The following is a 22038-nucleotide window of genomic DNA, read 5'->3' as shown; positions in this document are numbered from 1 at the left end:
CTATGAGTGATGCTGTACGCAGAGGCAAGCCCAGTAAGATTGACGCGTTGCCAGAAGACATCAAGAAGAAGCTAGACGAAATGCTACGCGATAGTGGCAATTCACAAGCTGATATTTTGGTTGCTGTAAATCAGCTAATTCTCGATGCAGGTCTAGACGAAGAAGCAACGATTTCGCGCTCTGGCCTCAGTCGCCATGCCCAAAAGACAGAGGCCATAGGCAAACGCTTAAGGGAGCTGCGCGAAACAACCAAAGCACTCACTGCGGAGCTGGGTGATAAACCTACGGGCGACACCACCAAAATGATCTTAGAGATGGGCCGCTCTCAACTGTTTACCGCCATGCAAAAGCAAATGCTCAACCCAGACGACGATGACGACGTTGATATTGGCATGATTAAAGACGCCATGCTGGCCGCTCAACGTTTAGAAGCTACAGCTATGAAGGCTCACCAACGTGAAAAAGACATCCGCAAAGCATTCGCTGAAGAAGCGGCTAATGCCGTGGGAGATGAACTACGCGGTGAGGACGGCATGAGCGAAGAGCTAGAAGATAAGATCCGTGGCATATTGCTAGGTAAAGCGTAATGAGTGAAAAGCCTACATTAACGGCTACCAGCCGCCCCACCAAAATAGACCTAAAAGAGGAAATGCAACTCTACGGTGTTGACGTTCCTGATGCTGATGACTTTGAAATACCAGACAAAGCCCCCGTGTTTTTACCCTACCAACAACGTTGGTTTGAGGACGAGTCAGGGGTCTGCATTGCTGAAAAGTCACGACGTACTGGTTTAACGTGGGCGGAAGCTGGCCGCAATGTGTTAACTGCCAGCAAACCTAAAAAGCGCCACGGTAGCAACGTTTTTTACGTTGGCTCTAAACAAGAAATGGCTCTGGAGTACATCGCCGCTTGTGCGTTGTTTGCCCGTGCATTTAACCAGTTGGCAAAAGCTGATGTATACGAGCAGACATTTTGGGACAGTGAAAAGAAAGAAGAGATCCTAACGTACATGATCCGCTTTCCTAACAGCGGATTTAAAATTCAAGCGTTATCAAGCCGCCCCTCAAACCTGCGGGGGTTACAAGGTGATGTGGTTATAGATGAGGCCGCGTTCCATGAATCTTTAGATGCACTGCTTCAGGCTGCAATGGCTTTGCGTATGTGGGGCAGCCGCGTACGGATCATCTCTACTCATAACGGTGTAGATAACCTATTCAATGAATACATTAAAGATGCCCGGGAAGGTAAAAAGCCTTATTCGGTCCACCGGATCACCCTAGATGATGCATTAAACGATGGGCTATACAAACGCATATGCTTTGTTAAGGGTTGGGAGTGGTCGCCTGAAGCCGAAGCCGAGTGGCGACAGGCTAGGATTGATGAGTCGCCCAATAAAGAGAGTGCCGACGAAGAATATTTTTGTGTACCAAAGCGCAGTGGTGGTAACTACCTCAAGCGCATTGTGATTGAAGAGGCAATGGTAAGGGACAAATCGATCCCAATTCATCGTTTGACTTGTACAGATGAGTGGATGACATGGACTACTGAACAGCGCTACAAAGAAACAGAACAGTTTTGTAAAGACGTGATCCAGCCATTACTGGATAAGCTCAACCCTGACGAACAACATGCCTTCGGTGAGGATTTTGCACGCTCGGGAGATTTAACATCATTAGTACCACTTCGCATACGTGCTGACTTACACAAGCGCGTACCTTTTGTAATTGAAATTAAAAACGCCCCTTACGAAGTGCAGCGCCAAGTGGTGTTTTTTATATTGCGCCAACTACCACGGCTACGCGGTGCTGCTTTTGATGCCACGGGCAACGGTGGCTATCTCGCCGAAGCAGCAGCCTTAGAGTTTGGTATTGAATTGGTTGAATGTGTACACCTTAACGATAACTGGTATGCCGAGTGGATGCCCAAGTTAAAAGGTGAACTAGATGATCACAATATCGAGATCCCACGTCATCAAAATGTGTTGGATGATATGTGCCACATCAAAGTGGTAAACGGTATTCCCAAGATTGATAAGGGCAAAACTAAAGATCATGACGGTAAAAAAACAGACAAGCGCCACGGTGACTTTGCTGTTGGGCTTTGTATGGCTAACCGAGCTTGCTGGATGGACGGTTGCCCCATTGAGTTCACCCCGCTACCAAGCAAGAGCGGCAGCAACGATTTTAACTACGACGACCTAGGCAGCTTTCAAGGTGCGGGGTGCTGGTAATGCGCTGGCGTATCAAGTTCGAATACATCTTTACCATCGATAGCGACTTTATCGATATTGAAGCCCCCAGCTATGAAGCCGCAGAGCGCTACACCCTTGACCTCGATGTATACGTGGTATCAATCAAACCTATTTTGCGAGTAAAACTATGCTAGTAGACATTAATGGCGATCCGCTATCAGTTAATAAACTAGATCAAAATCAAACCGAAGAAAATGCCCAAGTGGGCATGTTGCTTAGGCAATATGCAGAACACCCAACGCAGGGGCTAACCCCTGCAAAGCTGGCCAGCTTGCTAAAAGAAGCAGAAGAAGGCAATTTGGCTGCGATGGCTGATTTGGCCAAAGACATCGAGGACAAAGACGGCCACATAAGCTGCGAACTGGGTAAACGTCGCCGCGCTGTGCTTGGTTACGATTGGGAAGTTAAACCACCTCGTAATCCGAGTAGTGCTGAAAAGCGTGATACCGATATGCTTAACGAGTGGCTTGAAGATGCTACTTGGTTTAATGACTTTTTATTTGATGCGACTGATGCCATATTAAAAGGTTTTAGCGCCAACGAGCTACATTGGGAATATTTAGATAAACAGCAAATGATCACAGGTTGCACTCATCGTGATCAAAACATATTTAAAACCCACCCCAACGACTTTAATCGCATCGTACTGAACGATAATACAGCCGAAGGCGAAGCGTTGAATCCTTTTGGCTGGGCTTTACATACTCATAAGAGTAAAAGCGGTTATGTTCACCGTACAGGGCTAGTGTCTGTGCTCAGTTGGCCATTTTTGTTTAAAAACTTTAGCGTGAGAGACCTTGCCGAATTTTTAGAGATCTACGGTTTGCCTGTACGCGTTGGTAAGTACCCAAGCGGTGCAACCGATGCGGAAAAAGCCACCCTCCTGCGTGCCGTGATGGCGATTGGCCATAACGCTGGCGGGATCATACCGCGTGGAATGGAAATTGATTTTCAAAGCGCCGCAAACGGCCAAGCCGATCCGTTTGAAAGCATGATCCGATGGTGCGAGCTAACACAATCAAAAGCTATCATCGGTGCAACACTTACCACTCAGGCAGACGGCAAAACCAGCACTAATGCACTTGGTAACGTACATTTAGAAGTGATACAAGACATCACACTAAGTGATTTAAAACAGCTGGAGCAGACCATTACGCGTGATTTGATTTATCCCATGTACGCCCTAAATGGAAAATCCTACCAAGGCAATCGTCGGTTGCCACATTTTGAGTTTGATAAAACAGAGTCTGAGGATATTGCAAGGTTAGCACCTGCACTAAAGTTGCTCGTTGAGACAGGTGTACAAATTCCCATACATTGGGCTAACGAAAAGCTACAAATCCCAATCCCCACCAACAACGAGCCAGTACTTGGCAAACCGTCTAGTAATGCCGCGCTAAATACAGCGGTGGCCGCACTTAATGCGGAATACCAAACACGCAGCACGCAAACAGAGCTAGATACTGCCATTGATGCAATCACCAGTGGCGATATGCGCGAAGAGTACAAAGCAACACTGCAACCACTTTTGGACAAACTTAACCAAAGCGAAGAGTTAGCCGCTATTGAGCTTGCCGAGCTTTATCCCACAATCGACCAAGGCCAACTAACCGAAATGCTCACCAAGCTAATTTTTGTGAGTGAGATTTGGGGCATGATCAATGATTGATCTCAGTATTGCTTTTAATAAACCGCCTGCGGATGCGGTGGCTTACTTTAAAGCTAAGGGCTACACCGTCAGCGATGAATGGCACGATGTGCTGACAACAGCGCACGCCAAGGCGTTTACTGTGGCCCGTGTGCAGAGCATGGAAGTACTAGAGGCCATACGCAAGTACACCGACACGGCGCTTGCTGAAGGCTTAACAGCAAAGCAATTTAGAGATCAGCTAACGCCCGAGCTGCAAAAGCTTGGTTGGTGGGGGAAAACCAAGAATGAGCAAGGCGATGAAATCCAGTTGGGTAGCCCTTACCGCTTAAACAATATTTACCGCACCAATCTACAAACCGCCTATATGAGTGGCCGCTATCGCCGCATGCTGGCTCGCAGTAAAACGCATCCGTATTGGCAGTATGTTGCTATTGATGATGCACAAACACGGCCTGAACATAAACTGCTGCATGGCAAGGTGTTTAGGTTTGATGACCCCATTTGGCAAACCATATTCCCGCCCAATGGCTGGGGTTGCCGCTGTCGAGTTCGTGCGCTCACCGAGGCACAAGTAAAAGCGCGTGGGTTAACCGTGGAGGATGGCAGCGGCTATGTACAACACTTTGATGCAGAGATTGTGAGCCGCGAATCTGGCGAAGTTAAAACCACTGAGCATGCACGAGTTAAGTTACCCAGTGGCGATGTAATGACGCCAGATGTGGGCTGGGCCTATTCGCCTGGTCAATCGGCCTTTGGCACTGACGTGGCTGTGGCAGTTAAGCTAGGCAAAGTGGAAAGCACACAGCTACGTGCTGAAACCATTCAGGCGCTCAACAATAGTGATGAACGGGCCAAGGCTTTTGAGCTGTGGACGCGTAAAAGTGTTGAGCGTATAGAGCAGTATCAAGCAGCAAAACTTGCTGGCGATACGGCTGGGCTTAGAGCATTTGGCCCAAGGCCGCAACATAAAACGGTGGTGTCATTTCTCAATGATGACATTAGCCAAAAGCTTAAAGATAAGGGCATTGATGCGAGTAGAACGCTGGTATTGTCTGAGCGTGTGCTTGCTCATGCCCATAGTGAAAAACACAAAGCCAGTGGCCAAGCACTTGAGCTAAACGAGTATATCAACCTAAGCAAATGGATTAACCAGAGCGGCGCGAGCGTATTGTGGGAACCTGAGCGAAGTGAAGTACTGTACGTAATAAGCCAAGGTGAGCAAGCCATAAAGGTTGTTGTGCGATTCGATAGTAACAGCGATACGATTATTAACTTATTTAAAGTAGCAAGCCCTGCCATCGAAAGCGGCATTAAAGGCGGAGTATACGAATTGTGGCGGTAGGATGAGACTCGAACTCATATCATATATGCAGCGCATATAACCGTTACCCATTGGAAACACTACCACCACAAACAATTATTACCTAACAGCTCGGTGATTACAATATGACCACTAGAATTGAGATACTTACAAGCGGTGATGCAACTAAGGCGCTTGAACAAATAGCACAGCGCTTTGATGACCTGAGCGACCCGATGAATGAGATAGCCGCCATCATGGAAGGCGTAACGGAAGACGCCTTTGCTGAAGAGCGTAGCCCAGTAACAGGCGAGGCATGGCCAGCGCTTAGTGAAAACTACCTAAAACAAAACCCCAAACGTGTTGGCGGGCAAATGTTACAGGTAAGTGCTGGAGGCTTAGCATCAAGCATTGCCGCAGACAGCGGTGCGTTTTGGGCGCAGATTAGTAGTAACAAACCGTATGCCGCCATACAAAACCTTGGAGGATTGCCAGAAATGGCTCCTGGCCCAGCTGCCATTCCACAGCGTGAGTATTTAGGAATAAGCCTCAATGAAGAAACCAATATTTTGGACACTATCAGCAACTATTTTACCGAAAACTAAAAAACGCCTCAGAAGCCCTCTGAGGCGTTTTTACATGTTCAAGTGCTAGCGTTGGGTGTTGTGTAGTGCAATATGGCCGTTAAAGGCGTTTCGAAACGTTTCTAAAGCAGGAATGCTATCAAATATCCCGAGACTTTTTATTAATAGTCCGTTAAAGTCTGGATTAAATGTATACGGATGGTACATTGCGCTTCGTTCTGTACCTGCCCGCCTATACCAACGTATCAACAGACAACTTATAAGAATTTAATTATGGAAAGTATTGTACTGCGCTTTGATGGTGAAGCTTTAAATGACCACTCAATGGATCTCAAGCTTTTAGCTGATTCTTTAGCTGGACTTGAGAGCTTAATAACAGAGGTTCACGAACATATTAATGGTTCCAATGATGACCTAGAGATTAAAGTACAAGGTGGTTTTGAAGAAGGCTCTTTCGAATTTATTTTGAATGTTGTTGAGCATGCCGAAATTAGTACATTAGCTGCTATAGGTTTTAGTGGAGCACTAGCAGGTGGAGGACTCGTCGGGGCTTTAAAGTGGTTAGGTGGAGAACCAATTGAGAAAATCGCACGTAAGACCCGTGGTGAGTGTATTTTAAAGAAGAAAGATGGGGATTCGCTAGTCGTTGAGAGTTATTTAAAAGATGCTATCGCATCACCATCTATTAGAACCGCTTTCAAGAAACTAGTGCAACAGCCTTTGAATAGAGCGGGTATTGATGTATTTGAAATTGTAAAGACTGACGATAATAAAACAGAGAATCGTGAGGTGCTTGTTGAAATTGAAAAAGAAGAAGCCGCAAGCTTTAGAGCGCAAAGAGAGCCAGTCAAAGAAAAGGTGATGGAAGATGAAGTTTATGACAACGCTCGCATTACTTTTCTAACCGTTCACAAAGATAAGTCTCATGGCTGGCGAATAAATCACGATGACCAAGATCTGCGCGTAAATATTCAAGATGATAGCTTTATTAAGCATGTGCGAAGTGGCGCAGGTGAAGCTATATTTGATGATGCATACCGTGTAAAATTGATTGCCAAATATAAGAATAACAGCCGTACCGAAAAGGACTGGCACATAGAAAAAGTATACATTTAATATTTCGCTTGTTACCCCTACACTCAAATTAATTAAGGAGGCAAAGTGACAGAAAAAATTGTTCTAATAGTACTTATTATCGCGTTGATGCCTCTTTTTTATTGGGGAGGAAAGACTGTTGTTTACATAACCCTTTGCAAATTCTTCGGTATGATAGTTACCTATAAAGAAATGGAAAATGGTGTTTTAGTAACAAGGAAAGTCAGAGTAAACAATGACACTTCTTTCGAAGAGCTAACAGAGCTTTACAAAAAAATGGAGAAGCGGGAGAAAATGCAATGACAAAAAAAGTCTCCGCTATTTCTAATACCTGCGCATCCGTTATTGGGGGGGGCTTGTTAGTTCTTGCAGGTGAGCTGCAAGCAGAGCAACTCAAGTTAGCAGCTACAACTATGATACCAGCCTTTACTCTACTGATTGCACATATCTTCAAACTAGCAGGTAGCTATGGTTCTTTAAGTATCTTCAAGTTTTGGTATAAGCGGAAGGCAACTTCACGGTTAAACTCTCTCGAAAAGGCGATGAATAACCCTAATATTTCTGAAGCCAAACGCGAGTGCTATCAAGACGATTATGCACAGACTCTTGATATTATCATGGAGATAGATAATGAAGATATGAAAGAGTTGAAAACAATGACTGATGAAGCACGTTCAAAGTTTAGAAGTGATATCAACTCTGGATACCAAGACAATAAAGAACTTACAGAGTCTTTTACTAAACCTGGAACCGATAAGCCTTCAGAACACTAATTTTTTAATCCAGTTTAAAATACACGTCCAACCCAATTCCACATACTGGCACCAAGACAAACGTTTTAGTGTCAGAGTATGCCAAACACCACAACACAAAATATTGGCTTAGCCATATGTAATTTAGCTACTTTGCCTAATGAGCAAGGTGTCAGTGAGCGCGTATTGATTATCCCTGATGGGGAGTTTCAAAGCGCCGACGGCCGCCCCTTTGATGTACCTAGCCGTAAGTGGCTAATGGATGCCACTGCATTTGACTCACTCTTGCTTGCTGCAACTACCCGAACTAAAGACTTTTTGTTTGATTACGACCACCAAACTTTGCACAAGGAAAAAAATGGTCAGCCCGCACCCGCGTCAGGCTGGTTTAAGCCTGATGCGCTGGAATATGTTCCTGGTGAAGGCGTTTATGCCAGAAGCGTTGAATGGACTAAAAATGCGTATGCCGCGTTAACCGCGAAAGAATACCGTTATGTCAGCCCTGTTTTTCTTTACGACAAGCAAACAGGTCGCCCCCTTGTGCTACTCCATGTTGCTTTAACCAATGACCCTGCCTTAACAGGGCTTGATGAAGTGGCAGTTTTGAACTCCCAGTACCTATTAAACAACACAGGAACCAACCCAATGAACGAAGCCCAGCAACTCCTCGCTGCGCTTGGCATTACCGTAGACGGTGATGTTACCAGCGAGCACATCTCAAAAGGCAAAGCGGCCATTACCGAGCTGAAAAGCAAGGCCGATGGCGCAGAAGGTAAAGACAAGCAAATTGCTGCATTGAACACACAAATTCAACAAGCCACGTCGAACACTACAGTGGACTTAACCAAGTTTGTGCCAGTTGATGTACACAATGCACTACGTGGCGAACTGGCCGCACTCAATAGCCAGCACCAAGGCGTGACTATTGAAACCGCTATTGATAAAGCCAAGGCCGATGGCCGCGTGATTGCCGCCGAGATTGATTACCTCAAACAGCTTGGTGAGCAAAATGGTCTTGCCGCCCTCAATGCGGTGTTAGATAGCCGACAACCTATTGCAGCGCTAAACGCTCAGCAATCCAAACCAACGCCAACACCATCGCAGGACAAAACAGGCGTTGCCGCTTTGTCTGCCGAGGATAAATACGCGGCTGACCAACTGGGTATTAGCCACAAAGATTACGCAGCACTGAAAGAGGAAGACCAGTAATGGCGATTATTACACCCGCACTGATAACTAGCCTGCAAACGGGCTTTAAAAAGAATTTCCAAGATGGATTAGGTGAAGCCGAACCACAATTCACAGAAATTGCGACGGTGATCCAGTCCAAAACCAAAAGCAACACTTACGGGTGGCTTGGTAAGTTCCCTTCACTTAAAAAGTGGGTTGGAGAGCGTCAGCTTGAATCCATGAAAGCCCACGGCTACACGATTGTGAATGAAGATTTTGAAGGCTCAGTTAGTGTTGACCGTAACGACATTGAAGATGATGAGCTAGGCGTATATGCGCCACTTATGCAAGAAATGGGACGCTCAGCGGGCATTCACCCGGATGAAGTGTGCTGGCCGCTGCTTAGAGCAGGCTTTACCACGCTTTGCTATGACGGCCAAAACTATTTTGATACTGACCACCCTGTTTACGAAAAAGCAGATGGTACTGGCGCAGTTGAAAGCGTTGCCAACATGGCTGAAGACGGCACTTATACAGGGCCAATCTGGTATGTGATTGATGGCTCGAAAGTCATTAAGCCAATCATATTCCAAGAACGTAAGAAGCCCGTTTTTGTCAGTATGACCAAAATTGATGACGAAGCCGTGTTCACCAAAAAGCTATTCCGTTACGGCGTAGATTGTCGTGATGCCGCAGGCTTTAGTTTCTGGCAGTTGGCCTTTGCAAACAAACGCGCACTGAATGCCGACAACATGTGGGACGCAATTAAACGGATGCGTGCTTTCAAAGCTGACGGTGGTCGCAAGCTTGGTATTCGCCCGACTAAATTGGTTGTGCCACCAGAGCTTGAAGATGTCGCAACCAAACTGCTTGAGCGCGAAATCGAAAACAACACATCTAATGAACTCAAAGGTCGCTTGAAGCTCTGCGTAGCGGACTACTTAGACGCGTAATCCACCCGTAAGTTAATCGCTCTGGTGAGTTACACACCAGAGCTTCTAGAGAGAACCTATGAAATGGAAAAGACTCAGATTGCTAGCGCCATTGGTTTGGCTTTTATCAAGATCCATAACTCACAGCCTACGGGCTATAGGCGAGCGAGGATCACTTTGCAAAGTGGTGAAAACACCATCCCCGCAGAAAAAATCTCTATTGAACAACTGGAGAATTTGGAAGCAGATCCACGCCTTGCGGTGTCGCGCATTGCTCAAGCGAGTGAAGATACAACAACGACACCAAACGTGGAGCCAGGAAGTATTTGTACCAGTGTAGAGGGCGTTGAAATTGACCTTGCAGGTGTTGATCCAGATCTGCACCCATTCATTGGTGTAATGGCCATTGAGCAGTTCACTAAAAAACCTTCGGCCGAGCAGCTAACCATCTCAATCAGTGATGATGAAAATGGTGAGATAGTCACTGGTGAAATAAAGCCAACCGCTGCTCAGCGTGATGCTGCATGGCAGATTTACCAATCTGCCCTAAAGAACGTGGAGCAATAAGCCATGACCTACGCTGCCGCTGAAGACATGCAAGCTCGCTTTAATCACCAAGACTTGGTGCTGCTTACTGAGCGTGAACACAGCACACCAGGTGAAGTGGATATGGCTGTACTCACTCAAGCGTTGGAAGATGCAACAGCTGAGATTAACGCCTACTTATCTGGCCGTTACACCTTACCGTTAAGTACAGTACCTACAGCGCTTGTGCGTGTGTGTTGTGATGTGGCGCGGTACTTTTTAAGTGGTGATAACGCGCCAGAGCACATACAAACCCGCTATACGGACGCGCTAAAGTTTTTACAAGCAGTGAATCAAGGCAAGGTGGCGCTGGGTATTGATAGCCAAGGTGACAAGGCAACCACCAACGACACCGCCGTGATGGAATCAGCAGGCAGCGTATTTGCTCGCAGTAAAGCCAAGGGGTTCATCTGATGTTTGAAATTAAAGATGACTTTTTAGCAGCGGGCCAACTGCTAGAAACGGCCCTAAAGACTGTGCCTGGCATACGCCACGTTAAGGCGCTCGATGACCTAGCAGAGATAGACAAAACCAATCATACCCCGAGCTTGTTTTATCTCTACTACGGTGAGCAATTAAAGGAGAGCGCGTACGCTGGAGCTAATACCCTGTTAACGCAAACTTGGCTTGTCATCTTAGCTGAGCGCAAAGCCAGCAAAACCGCTGGCAAAAACATTGCCGCCACTATCCGCGCCATTGCCGGAAAGATGACTGGCAACGCAGGCCCTTGGCAGCGCGTTAACACCCCAATCAAACCAAGATACACAAGCGGCCATGCGTTTTACCCGCTGGCCTTTACCTGTCAAATGAAGTTTAAAGGAGCACTTACATGAGTGGCTTACTAGTAGCGGGCAATTTCTTTATTGACCGATTAAACCCACAAGGCCAAAGCCTCGGTATTTTTGGCCCTATCAATATGACCAAGCTCAGCATCAAAACCGAAGCTGAGGCCAAGACTCGTGCATCTCGTAAAAAAGAGTCTTATGGCCAAGCATTAGATGACGTCAAGATTGCCAAGCCTGCTGAAGTTTCGTGCGAGTTTGACGACCAACCCTCTGAGTTATTGGCAATGGCGCTGATGGGTAAAGTGGTTGATCTAAACGAAGCCAGCGGCACGGTAACAGATGCAGCAAAAACCTTGCCCGCCAATCAGGGCTGGCTAGAGCTTGGTCATAAGAACCTAGCCGCTGAAGGTCTTACAGTTAAGCAGGCAACTACCTCACTCACGCTAGGGACTGATTTTGAGATCAACTATGCATTGGGTTTGATCCGCTCTGTCAAAGGCGGCGAAGTAGATGCAGGTGGCAGCATTACCGTGAGCTATCAACACAATGCGCGAAGCGGTAAAACCATCCAAGGTGGTATTGAATCACAAGTTCGAGCACGTATTTTTGGTGAGGGAACCAACCTTGCCAACGGTAAAGCCATTGAGCTGGAAGTATACGACGTGTCACTGATGCCAGATAAAGAAATTGATTTTGCAGCCAGTGAGTTTGTGAGTGGCGGCCTAGCGGGTACTGCCAAGCTGCCAGCAGGTAAAGCAACCCCATTCACCTATACCGAATTAGACGCTTAGTTCCCGTTGGGGCCTCGGCCCCTTTTTACTATTTCAAACCTCTTTTCAAACTGAGTAAATGGCATGGCAGATAAAACACTCCAGCTCGCATTACGAATAGTGGCCGAAGCCACTGGCAAGCAAAACCTTGAACAGTTAGTTGCTGAGCTAAGAAACATTGAGCAAAGCGCTGATGATGCTGCACCTGCCACAGACCAACTCGGTCATAATTTAGATGAGACGGCTCAAGCTGCAAAGCAAACGAGTAAGCAATCAACTGAGCTTGCCGATGACTTAACATCATCAACCACTGCAAGCGCCAAGCTTGGTGAGTCCCTTAGAGACGTCACAAATAAAGCGAAAACCACTGCGAGTAATACGCAAGCACTGAGCAGCGACTTAAACCAGGTTGGCACTGCTACAACGAACGCCAGCCAAAAAGCAGGCGTACTCGCCGATGTGATTGATGAGCTAGGCAACCAGCAGGAACTTATCCACGCTTTTGAGCGTTCCAAGCGAGAGCTTGAAGAACAAGAAATTGCCACGGCTGCTGCGGCCCATGCGCTAGACCAATTACAAAAACAAGCACAAGACACCACCAAACCATTTGTAGAGCTTGCCCGAGGCATTGACCTTGCAGAGCGCGACTTACAACAAATGCGGGCTGAGCTGACGCAGCAAATTACCAAGCACAACTCTCTGCAAGCTGAGCTAAAACGCTCAGGCATTGATACTAAAGACCTTACCGTTGCAAAGCGTAATTTAGCCGCAGGCTTTACTAAAGCTGGTAAGTCTGTTGATGGGTTTACACAAGATCTAAAGCAAGGCTCTGCTGCCCAAAAGGCCCATGCAGCAAGTCTTGGTAACGTCGCAAGCCAAATCGCCGCTGTTGCTGCTGCCTACTTTGGGTTAGACCAAGTTGGCCAAGCCGTTCGCTCAGTCTTCGAGACTGGCGATAAATTTGAAAAGCTCCAGGTGCAAATGAATGGTCTCATGGGCAGCATTGCCCAAGGTGAAAAGGCCAGCGCCTGGATAACTGAATTTACTAAAAATACGCCACTACAAATGGGTGAAGTTAGCCAGGCATTTGTGAAGCTCAAGGCATTCGGCCTCGACCCAATGGATGGCACACTACAATCCATCACAGATAGTGCCTTGAAGCTAGGTGGAGGGTTTCAAGAGGTTGAAGGGATAAGCCTCGCACTTGGCCAAGCTTGGGCCAAACAAAAGCTGCAAGGTGAAGAGATTTTGCAGCTGGTTGAGCGCGGTGTGCCAGTGTGGGATATGCTGCAAGACGTAACCGGCAAAAACGTTGAAGAACTGCAAAAGCTATCTAGCGCCGGAAAACTGGGTCGTGATGTTATTAAGCAGCTAATTGATGAAATGGGCCGAGCCAGTGCTGGCAGCGCCGCCGCACAAATGGCGCTGTTCAGTGGTCAAGTATCTAACGCTAAAGACAACCTCGAGCAGTTTTATAACATGATTGCGCAGTCTGGTGCGATGGACTGGCTTAAAGGCCAACTCACCGAACTCAACAACGAGTTCGGTGCCATGGCAGCCGATGGCCGATTGCAAGAATGGGCACAGTCAATCAGCGACACGATCGTGGCAACTGGCACAGCCATCAAAGACACCATAAGCACCTTATATGAATACCGCGAAGAAATTGCCTTTGTGGCCAAAGCGTGGCTGGCGCTTAAAGTCGGCTCTTATTTTAGTAATGTTGTCGCAGGTGCAGTGAGTGCCACCCAAGCATTTACCACTTACAGTGCAGCTGTAACCGCAGCCACAGCCGCTACCAACACGGCCACCATTGCAGCCAATCGCTGGCGCAGTGCGCTAGGGTTTGTTGCTCGGGGTGGTATGTATTTGGCGTTAACCAATGAGGTTATTAACCTGGTTGGTGAGTATCAAAATTTAAAAGTTGCTGAAGCAGGCGTTGCGGAGAGTCAACGCAATGCTGAGCTACAGGCCGCCAAACTGAAAGGCGAGCTTGAGTTAATAAGCTCAACCACTGGTATTTTAGTTACCAGTTTAGAAGAAGTGGAAGCCGCCGTGGCTGCTGGCACGTTGGTGATGAACGAAACCACCGGAGCATACGAAAACGCAGCACGTAAAGCCGAAGCACTCGCCGAGGCCACACGCATTGCCGCTGAAGAAGAGCGTAAGCGCCAAGAATTACTTAGGCTCACCGTACCTGAAGCACTGCGTGTGATAGAAACATTAGAGCAACAAGCGCAAAACCTAAATGGTGTGCGCGCTGGTGTTGATGGTTTTATCCAATCCATTGAGTCTGCACGTACAGCACTTGCTGGTGCTGGAGAAGAGTATAACCAACAGCTAGTGTTACTGGACTCATTAGAAGTGAAGTTTACAGCACACAGTGAATCGCTAGAGCGCCAAGCATATCTGACCAATGATGTAAGCAAAGCCTATAAAGAGCTGGGTATAACCAGTGCTGATGCACTAACTAAGACAGCCACAAAGCTGCAAGGTGCGTTTGAGCTAATACAGCAAAGCAATGAGCCAATTGCGATGCAGCAACAAGCCTTTTTGAAGTGGGCAAATGCAGCCATTGAAGCCGCCAGTGCTACAGACCAAACTGTGCCGGCGTCCGTTCAAGCGGCCGCGGCCGCACTGGGGCTAACCGCAGAGCTGGATAAACTGGTTAATGCTGCTAACAAGCTCAAGCCTGCCACAGACATTAATAGCGATGCAGTAAACCGTTTTGCTACGGCTTTGGATAAAACCAAAGCTGCAATGGAAAACAATAAAAAAATCCTAGACAGCTCAACAGCCTCAGCTGAGCAAAAGCGAAAGGCGCAAGCTGCCCTTAATCATCAAACAGGGTTGGTGGTAGAGCAAGAAGCCGACTTGGCTCGCGTACGAGAACTAGAAACCAAAAGCTTGCAGCAGTTAAGTCTTGAGCAGCGCAAGCTTGAGCAAGAGCTTGCTCAAGTTAATCAACAGTACCAAGCTGGTGCGTTGTCAGCTGAAGACTACCAACACAAAAAAGACCGAGTTAGCCAAATCTTGTCTGTGGTAAATAACTTGCTCGGCGACTTTAAGAACGCCCAGGATGCGGCAACGAATGCAACCAAGCGAGGAACCCGCGCAACTGAAGATGCAACAAAGGCCAATGAACTGTCTCTAAAAAGCCTGCGTCAACAAAAAGAAGAGCTGGAGAAAGTCAGCCAAAGTGCTGATCGTGCTGCAACCAGCATGAGCAATTATAAAAACCGTAACCGCCCAACGGTTGAGCAAATTGTTGATTACCAAGATAAGTATGAAACAGGTAGAGGTGCTGCCTATCGATTTGAAAGTGCTGAAGTCATCGCCGAGCGAGAGCGTAGACGCCGCGAAAAAATGAAGCAGAGTCAATATGAGAATTTTGAACGTGCGATTAACTCCGCATCAAACACGGATGAGCTATCCAAAATATATGACCGGATATTTAAGCAGTTGGTTTACATCGATGGCGAACAGAAACGCGCACTGCGAGATTTAATCAATAGGCAACGCGAGTCATTAAAGACAGTGGCAAGTGTCAGCCGTAGCCCAACGCGTTCAAACACAATCACACCGCGTGAAAACGTTCAGTACTACAGCCCAAGCCCCGTGCCGACTAGGCCAAACAATAGCTCGCCGCTGAGTGATGCTGTTAATGGCAAACTCGATAAATTGCTAACGCTACTGACAGGCCAGCAATCCGGTAAACGCATTGTGCTGGAACTCAAATTACCCAGTGGTAACACCGCCGAATTATACACCACTATCCGTGATCAACTTTTAGAAGAGCTTGAACAATTGAGTAACGCCCAATGATAGTAATTAACGCCATAGAACTACCACACGCAGTGTGGACAGATGAGCACGACTATCAAGCCGTTGCTGAGCAAACAGAGCTTGCATTAAACGGAGCCTCACATATTGAAAAAACGCTGTTACCTGGTCGGCCTATCACAATTGAGAGTGTGCTGGAGACTGCGAGTGCCTACATTGCACTATTTGACCATAGCCGAACCACGCTAACCGCGTTTGATATATCGATACGAGGCACGGTATACACCGTGGTTTGGGATCACAGTCAAAAGCCCTGTACAGGCAGTGCCGTCAGTTATTACTCGGATGCCGCACCTGATTTTTTTGAAAACATAACGCTTAGATTAAAAGTGGTATAAAAATGCTAAGAAGTCATTTAAAGATATTTAAGCCTGAGCGTTTGGGTAATACACCCAATGCCGGAGGCCATCGAACCAATAATGCCATTACAAGTGGCAAGCTGAACGACGTGTTTAGCTCAATTAGTGACGTTGATCATGCCCGAAGCGCGTTTGACCTAGTTAAGCTTTACCCCGCCGTGGCAACGGATGATGCGACAAAGCTCTCGGATGCACATGTATTTATGGCCGACCAGCCAGATGATCCGCTAGTCCATACGTTACTGGTTGAGTCTCCAGACTTGCGCGATGACTCATTACTTGAAGACATGCTAGAGCTAATGACGGCCAGCACAACGAAGTACCACGGCCTCAGCAATCTAGTTGCGCCATACCAGCAAGGAGATCTCACACTAAAGCTAAAATCAGTACAGCGCTCTCTCGCGCCAACCGTGAAACGCATTGAAACCAAACAAGGGTTAAAGCCAACCAACGAAGGAGCTCTATATAAATACAAGAAGATAGAAAGCTTTGGCAACCTTACAGAGTACAACGTTGATATTCCGGACATTCTGCAAAATTACAGTGGCAATCGCTATGTACAATACCGATATTGGAGAGAACTTGGCTACGGTGACTACACCTATGAAAAAATACTCTACACCAATTACACCTCAACGTTATCTGGTATCACGGTCTCTGGTAGTTTGCCTCCTACTCACCGAGTATTCGAAGGCGAATACCTTTGGATTTACTATCTATCCAATGAAGATTTTCGCTTTCATTCGTTTAGCGATGGACCAAACCTAAACTTAGGCAGTACGGAGACGGTCATACCGAAAACAGTAAAGTTAAAGAAACAAGGCTCAAATGATGTGATCACCGATGATGGCACTGGTCGATTTATTCATGCTGGCTATATTATTGCTCGCATTGATTATGATACTGGCGTTATTATTGAGGTTGAACCCATTGATTACCAAGGCACCGTTTCTGAAGAACTTGGCGCGCTAATTCAGCGCAAACCACTCACATTGAGTGAACTACAATTTAGCTTGCCATCATCCAAGTTTTCCAGAAGTAGTATCTATATCCGCGCAAACTCAGAAGCAGGTGTAGAGTTCAGTGCGTCTAGTGATGACAACGGTAATATCACGGGGACTAATATATCAGGCTCAGTAAGTAGCGCTGGCGTTGTCGATTTGCAATTTACCGTGGATGTACTGCAAGACTCTATCAGCTACGACTATGACGAAGTCACCGAGATTAATGTGCCTAGCCCTCCTGGCGGCATTGACCGGAGTAAACTACCGGAAGGCGGCTACGTACCAATATTCCATGAGTTCAACCTCGTTTGCGTACAAGACCGTAACCGAACCCAACACCCTACGCTCAGCAATGGCCAAGAGCTAACAGTAACCGTTGATGCCAACTGGGTAGATATTGTTGACAATGATGGGCTATCGCTCTACAGCGCCAATGATGACAATTACAGCTATGACAAGGCCACAGGCAAAGTCACAATCAAGCCTGGCATTGCTAACTTTTCCGGCCCGTTCATCATAACAGTAGTGCTCAGCGAGCTGGTTTTAGTGGATGCCATAGAGAACGACACACTAAAGATACTCTCGCCACTGAAAAGACCATATGACGTTGGTGCAACTGTTTCTAGCACCTATGTGCTCGGCGACTTACAAGCGCTAACAAAAGACGAGCGGACACTCTCAGCTTGGCAAAACAACTTTGGTGATTTTGGCTCTCCGGCATCGAGCGCAATCAACACCACACAATACCCAATTGAGCTAAGCAACCTAGGCACCATTGCCCAGCGCTGGGCCATTGTATTTACCAGCACTACTGCGTTTTATGTGGTGGGCGAGCATGTAGGCACCATTTATAACGGCGACATTACCAGCGACTGCACGCCCATTAACGCTAACGCAGGCGCACCATTTTTCATTCTACGTAAAGAAGCATTTGGCTCAGGGCTAAACCCAGGTGAAGCATTCTTATTTGAAACCACTACGGCGAGTAAGCCAATCATGCTAACGCGCTCCGTCAGCCCTGGTCACACAGAAATTAAATACGACAAGTCCACGCTTGGATTTAGAGGGAGTAAAGACTAATGCCAACACCAGTAACCGTTTATCGATGGGATGATGCCGGCGCACCACAAATTACAGAGCCCTATGGTACAGCTAATCAGATAAAAGCCGTGCTAGATGCCTGCTTAGTGAATGGCTATGGTGCTAAGCAACCGCTTGGTTGGTCAAAAGTATTTGATGACGCCAATGGTGTGGTTTATCAAAACGATACTTCAAAAGGCGGCAGCGGAGGCATGGTGCGGTTTTGGCCATATGCTGGTGATTGGGGGGGGCGGTTGAGTACTTCAAGTGGCATGCTATTTCAAGCAGCAAAATCATTTATAAACTCTGAGGTCTCACATCATTCGGGGTTTACACAGTCATTTTACCATCCTGTTTCATCTACGACGCAAACTAAAGCTTGGGTTGTCATAGGTACAGCAAGTGCATTTTATCTGATATTGGCTTGGGTATCTGAGACTGGGAGTAACAACCACCCTCGTTATAAAGTGTCAGCCTCAAATTACTATCAATGTGAGTTATTTGTCGGTGATTACACAAAAGATCTTGCAGCAGATGCAGGGCAATTTATTGCTTTTCATAGCCCCGCGAGCAGTGATGAAACATCAAGTAATTGGGCAAGTTCTTTGGGTTCTATGGTCAGGGATATTGGCAGTACATCATCAACCACTGGAGTAAAAATTTTTGCCGCTGATAACTCAACCAGCTTCGAGCTCTATTCACCCAGAGTTACTTTTGAGCGAAGCAGTATACATATTGCAGATGATAGTGCTGAGATCTTAGGGATAGCTCCTATTCCTTTGATGAATGATGCATCTAAAAATATTCCAGCATTAATTGACCCGACTAAACCTACATTAAGAGGTTATATGCCAGGTTTAATTAATACTATGCGTGGACTAAACAAAGACTCATATTGGCCCCAGGAATTGACCATCGATGGACATAGGTACTTTCAATTGCATTCGGCAGATGCAAATTGTAGCCATGTTTGGATCAACATGGAGCAGTGGTGATGTTCCGATATAAAAAAGTACAGCCTCACTATGTTCAAAATATCGGATTGCTAGAACTTGATTTAGATCCTAATGCGACCCGTGTGCTGATACAAAATAGATATGACCTTTCTGTTATCTGGCATGCTCCAGTGACCGTAAACCCCGTCATCACTATTACTACACCTCTACAGTACACCGTTGACCCACTGCTAATGGTCACAATATTTGATGATGGAAAAAATGGTGCTCCGCCTCAGTTTAATGCTGAGACGATAGATAGAGTACAAGCGGCGTTACCAGGAACTATTGAATGATAACGGTCAGGTTTACGACGCCTGCAAATAACTATAGCAGTCCGCTGGTTGTCAGGTTTGGCGGTGGCACGACTCAACCGATTGAAGACAAGGAGGTAGTGGCCTATTTTGATGTAGCTTACTCAAATAATGACAACTATGCCGTGCTGGTTGCATTGCAATACACCAACGCATTTTCACTAGACACAATTTATCAAATGAGCTGGGCAAATGCGATTGCACTGCATAATGAGGCTTCGCTGCTTTGGCAAGTAAGTCAAATTGCACTTGAGCAGCAAATACCTCTCCGCTGGAAAAACAGTATGCCAGTCACCACAATGGAAAGTGACTTTAGTTGGAATAAAGGACTGCCAAATTACGTTGAGACAACTCAAGTCTGGAGAGAGGCTTCACAACATGAAACCGCACTTTGCATCTATTACGGGCCGAGTGAACGAGCATATATTTGCTACCGAGTAAACCATCCTCGCAAAGGTAAGGTCATCGTGCGATTTGATAACGCGCTGAATACCACCCCACAGATAGGCGTTGTTAAACTCAGAATGTCTCCCTATGAAAAAGTCTGCTACTGGGGGTTACCCGGCGGGCCAGTTCGCTCCGATGATGACATTCCCCCTATTGATTCCAAAATCCCCATAGAGCCACAGATACAGAGATATTACATCATGCAACCATCAATCAGCTGTAATCGACTAAGTGATGATTTAAAAATTCTAATCAACAACATCACCTGCACATGGCAACGTGGCCAGTTTGCGGCAACGGGCAACATCAAGTTTTGCAGCAGAATTGATATGGAGCGTGCGATTGGCCAACAGTTAAAGCTAGTCATTAATGGCTATGAGTTTGTGGTGATTTGCGAGCAACCCAGTACAAGCAATCGATTTGCAAATAATAGCTACAGCGCGTCGATACGTTCTCGATTCGCAGAACTTGCCGCACCGTATCAGCGGGAGCGTAATTACGTAAACACCGTAGATAAGACACTCGCAGGTATCATGACCGACATACTCGAAAACACTGGCTGGACGTTAGACAACAAAATGATTGATTACCCAATTCCTGAGGGGGCGTTTTCGTATCGAGGATTGACGCCAGCGGCTGCACTGCTAAAAGTGGCCAGTAGCATTGGTGCTATTCTGGACATTAACGATACAACTAAAACTGTCTCAGTTGTGCCCGAGTGGCCAGTCAATCCTTGGAGCACCGAGCAAGCAACACCTGATGTAATACTTAATGATGCCCTAATACTCGAGCACAATACACGAGACACCATTCAGCCTGAGCACAACGTTGTTTTTGTGAGAGGTGAGCAGCAAGGCGTAGCGTGTAAAATCAAGCGCCAAGGCACACCCGCAACTGATTACGCTCGCGACATTGTGGATAATCTAATTACCGACGTACAAGCCGCGCGTCAACGTGGTACGTGCGAGCTTGCCAGGAGTGGTAACAAACGAACCGCAACCATTCGCACCAAGCTAAAGCAAGACCTGCCACCAATCAGACCAGGCATGCTGTTAGGTGTAAGGTTCGAAGACGAGCTATACAAAGCAACCGTGGACTCACTGGCTATCTCTGCCAGTATCAGTAACCAAGGCGCGATTATGGTAAATCAAACAATTCAGGCGGTACGCAATGTCTAACACACTAAACAGACTCGGCACGGTACTCTCCGGCACACAGCGCAGTATAGTAAAAGTACTAACAGTTAATAATGATGGCACGACCACCGTAGAACACAGCGACGGCACAACCAGTCGTGTGCTAGGTGATAGTGTTCAAGAAGGCTCTGCATATATAGAGAATGATCGCATTACAGGGCAAGCACCGGACTTGCCGTATAGTGAAGTGGAGGTTTGAGATAATTAATTCTATAAACTTTATTGTGAGAAGAAGCGCCAATCGTTTAAAGTTCATTAACTAGAAATAAGGAGCTGCTGGGAATAATAATGAATGATGATAACCTTATGATACGAGTACTAGAGTGGGCAACAAAGCAAACAGAGTTCAGTTTCCAAGAGCTATGTGAGCATGTTCAACTAAATGAAACTGAGAAAAAGCAACTAGCTCTGCTGATACACCATAAATCTGTGTTATTCCATAATCACACCTCATTCTACACTTCATACAATATGCCCAATGTAAAAATATTCGCAAGTGCAGAAGATCACTTTAGGTATTTGGAATATGTAGAGCTTAAAGAAGCTAGACAATCCTCAAAAGATGCCAATAGAAAAGCGATGGCGGCTATCTGGATATCAATAGCTTCTATGATACTTTCAGCGGGCATCAGTATCTATGCCATAAAGTCAGAAATCAACATACCGCACAAAGCTTATGAATTATTCAGTGAAGAACACAACAAGGCGCTGAAGGAGCTTAAATTAGTAAGAAATAATCAACTAGAACTAAACTCGATTATAAAATCACAAGCGATTTGTAAAATCGAGCACGACCCTACCTACTAAAACAATAACAGGGCTGTTTTAGCATTTGAAAGAGGTTTTAAAATACTAAAAACGTAATAATTCTCAGTTTTCGCGCAATTCAAGCTAGGTTTTCGCGCGCGGCATCAGGGTTTCTTTT

At 46.4% G+C, this 22038-nt stretch carries 23 protein-coding genes; all 23 read left to right on the top strand.

What is annotated here, in order from left to right; all coding sequences use genetic code 11:
• Positions 1 to 2: 2 nt before the first annotated feature.
• The 23 genes from CEX98_RS22595 (at position 3) to CEX98_RS22490 (ending at position 21920) form a co-directional block, all read left to right on the top strand.
• Positions 3 to 587 carry a DUF3486 family protein gene (locus tag CEX98_RS22595; RefSeq protein ID WP_099644169.1) on the top strand — a complete coding sequence of 195 codons (585 nt, stop codon included), beginning with the start codon at positions 3 to 5 and terminating at the stop codon, positions 585 to 587.
• Positions 587 to 2230, top strand: a complete 1644-nt coding sequence (locus CEX98_RS22590; protein ID WP_088531241.1) for a terminase large subunit domain-containing protein — start codon at positions 587 to 589, stop codon at positions 2228 to 2230. The genes CEX98_RS22595 and CEX98_RS22590 overlap by 1 nt, the downstream gene beginning before the upstream one ends.
• Positions 2230 to 2385, top strand: a complete 156-nt coding sequence (locus CEX98_RS23015; RefSeq protein WP_172439845.1) for a hypothetical protein — start codon at positions 2230 to 2232, stop codon at positions 2383 to 2385. Before CEX98_RS22590 ends, CEX98_RS23015 begins: the two co-directional genes overlap by 1 nt.
• The gene (locus CEX98_RS22585) at positions 2379 to 3920 is read left to right on the top strand and encodes a DUF935 domain-containing protein (RefSeq protein ID WP_099644168.1); all 1542 of its coding nucleotides are present in this window, start codon (positions 2379 to 2381) and stop codon (positions 3918 to 3920) included. Before CEX98_RS23015 ends, CEX98_RS22585 begins: the two co-directional genes overlap by 7 nt.
• Positions 3913 to 5244 (top strand): phage head morphogenesis protein, encoded by a 1332-nt coding sequence (locus CEX98_RS22580; RefSeq protein ID WP_099644167.1) that lies wholly within the window; start codon positions 3913 to 3915, stop codon positions 5242 to 5244. Before CEX98_RS22585 ends, CEX98_RS22580 begins: the two co-directional genes overlap by 8 nt.
• Before the next feature lie 104 nt (positions 5245 to 5348).
• Positions 5349 to 5807 (top strand): phage virion morphogenesis protein, encoded by a 459-nt coding sequence (locus CEX98_RS22575; RefSeq protein ID WP_099644166.1) that lies wholly within the window; start codon positions 5349 to 5351, stop codon positions 5805 to 5807.
• Positions 5808 to 6059: 252 nt separating this feature from the next.
• On the top strand, positions 6060 to 6902 hold the full coding sequence (locus CEX98_RS22570) for a hypothetical protein (protein WP_099644165.1): 843 nt from the start codon (positions 6060 to 6062) through the stop codon (positions 6900 to 6902).
• Between the two features lie 45 nt (positions 6903 to 6947).
• Positions 6948 to 7184, top strand: a complete 237-nt coding sequence (locus CEX98_RS22565) for a hypothetical protein (RefSeq protein ID WP_099644164.1) — start codon at positions 6948 to 6950, stop codon at positions 7182 to 7184.
• Positions 7181 to 7654, top strand: a complete 474-nt coding sequence (locus CEX98_RS22560) for a hypothetical protein (RefSeq protein WP_099644163.1) — start codon at positions 7181 to 7183, stop codon at positions 7652 to 7654. The genes CEX98_RS22565 and CEX98_RS22560 overlap by 4 nt, the downstream gene beginning before the upstream one ends.
• Positions 7655 to 7732: 78 nt before the next feature.
• Complete coding sequence (locus tag CEX98_RS22555) at positions 7733 to 8842, top strand: phage protease (RefSeq protein ID WP_099644162.1); 1110 nt, start codon at positions 7733 to 7735, stop codon at positions 8840 to 8842.
• Entirely contained in the window at positions 8842 to 9756 is a 915-nt protein-coding gene (locus CEX98_RS22550; RefSeq protein WP_099644161.1) for a Mu-like prophage major head subunit gpT family protein, read from the top strand. The genes CEX98_RS22555 and CEX98_RS22550 overlap by 1 nt, the downstream gene beginning before the upstream one ends.
• A gap of 63 nt (positions 9757 to 9819) precedes the next feature.
• Positions 9820 to 10302, top strand: a complete 483-nt coding sequence (locus tag CEX98_RS22545) for an HI1506-related protein (RefSeq protein WP_099644160.1) — start codon at positions 9820 to 9822, stop codon at positions 10300 to 10302.
• Between the two features lie 3 nt (positions 10303 to 10305).
• Positions 10306 to 10734: a gp436 family protein gene (locus CEX98_RS22540; RefSeq protein ID WP_099644159.1), complete on the top strand. Its 429-nt coding sequence runs from the start codon at positions 10306 to 10308 to the stop codon at positions 10732 to 10734.
• Positions 10734 to 11153, top strand: a complete 420-nt coding sequence (locus tag CEX98_RS22535) for a phage tail terminator protein (RefSeq protein ID WP_099644158.1) — start codon at positions 10734 to 10736, stop codon at positions 11151 to 11153. Before CEX98_RS22540 ends, CEX98_RS22535 begins: the two co-directional genes overlap by 1 nt.
• Complete coding sequence (locus CEX98_RS22530) at positions 11150 to 11896, top strand: hypothetical protein (RefSeq protein WP_099644157.1); 747 nt, start codon at positions 11150 to 11152, stop codon at positions 11894 to 11896. Before CEX98_RS22535 ends, CEX98_RS22530 begins: the two co-directional genes overlap by 4 nt.
• Before the next feature lie 63 nt (positions 11897 to 11959).
• Complete coding sequence (locus tag CEX98_RS22525; RefSeq protein WP_099644156.1) at positions 11960 to 15700, top strand: tape measure protein; 3741 nt, start codon at positions 11960 to 11962, stop codon at positions 15698 to 15700.
• Positions 15697 to 16056, top strand: a complete 360-nt coding sequence (locus CEX98_RS22520; RefSeq protein WP_099644155.1) for a hypothetical protein — start codon at positions 15697 to 15699, stop codon at positions 16054 to 16056. The genes CEX98_RS22525 and CEX98_RS22520 overlap by 4 nt, the downstream gene beginning before the upstream one ends.
• 2 nt (positions 16057 to 16058) lie before the next feature.
• The gene (locus tag CEX98_RS22515; RefSeq protein WP_099644154.1) at positions 16059 to 18161 is read left to right on the top strand and encodes a hypothetical protein; all 2103 of its coding nucleotides are present in this window, start codon (positions 16059 to 16061) and stop codon (positions 18159 to 18161) included.
• Complete coding sequence (locus tag CEX98_RS22510; RefSeq protein WP_099644153.1) at positions 18161 to 19156, top strand: hypothetical protein; 996 nt, start codon at positions 18161 to 18163, stop codon at positions 19154 to 19156. The genes CEX98_RS22515 and CEX98_RS22510 overlap by 1 nt, the downstream gene beginning before the upstream one ends.
• Positions 19156 to 19452, top strand: coding sequence for a hypothetical protein (locus tag CEX98_RS22505; protein ID WP_099644152.1), 297 nt, complete (start codon positions 19156 to 19158; stop codon positions 19450 to 19452). Before CEX98_RS22510 ends, CEX98_RS22505 begins: the two co-directional genes overlap by 1 nt.
• The gene (locus tag CEX98_RS22500) at positions 19449 to 21095 is read left to right on the top strand and encodes a hypothetical protein (RefSeq protein WP_099644151.1); all 1647 of its coding nucleotides are present in this window, start codon (positions 19449 to 19451) and stop codon (positions 21093 to 21095) included. The genes CEX98_RS22505 and CEX98_RS22500 overlap by 4 nt, the downstream gene beginning before the upstream one ends.
• Positions 21088 to 21312, top strand: a complete 225-nt coding sequence (locus tag CEX98_RS22495; RefSeq protein ID WP_099644150.1) for a hypothetical protein — start codon at positions 21088 to 21090, stop codon at positions 21310 to 21312. The genes CEX98_RS22500 and CEX98_RS22495 overlap by 8 nt, the downstream gene beginning before the upstream one ends.
• A gap of 89 nt (positions 21313 to 21401) precedes the next feature.
• The gene (locus tag CEX98_RS22490; protein ID WP_099644149.1) at positions 21402 to 21920 is read left to right on the top strand and encodes a hypothetical protein; all 519 of its coding nucleotides are present in this window, start codon (positions 21402 to 21404) and stop codon (positions 21918 to 21920) included.
• The last annotated feature ends 118 nt before the right edge of the window (positions 21921 to 22038 follow it).

The sequence above is a fragment of the Pseudoalteromonas piscicida genome (assembly GCF_002744175.1).
GTDB lineage: Bacteria > Pseudomonadota > Gammaproteobacteria > Enterobacterales > Alteromonadaceae > Pseudoalteromonas > Pseudoalteromonas piscicida_B.
The sequence above is the reverse complement of the archived record's forward strand: the minus strand, read 5'-3'. Positions and strand labels throughout refer to the sequence as shown.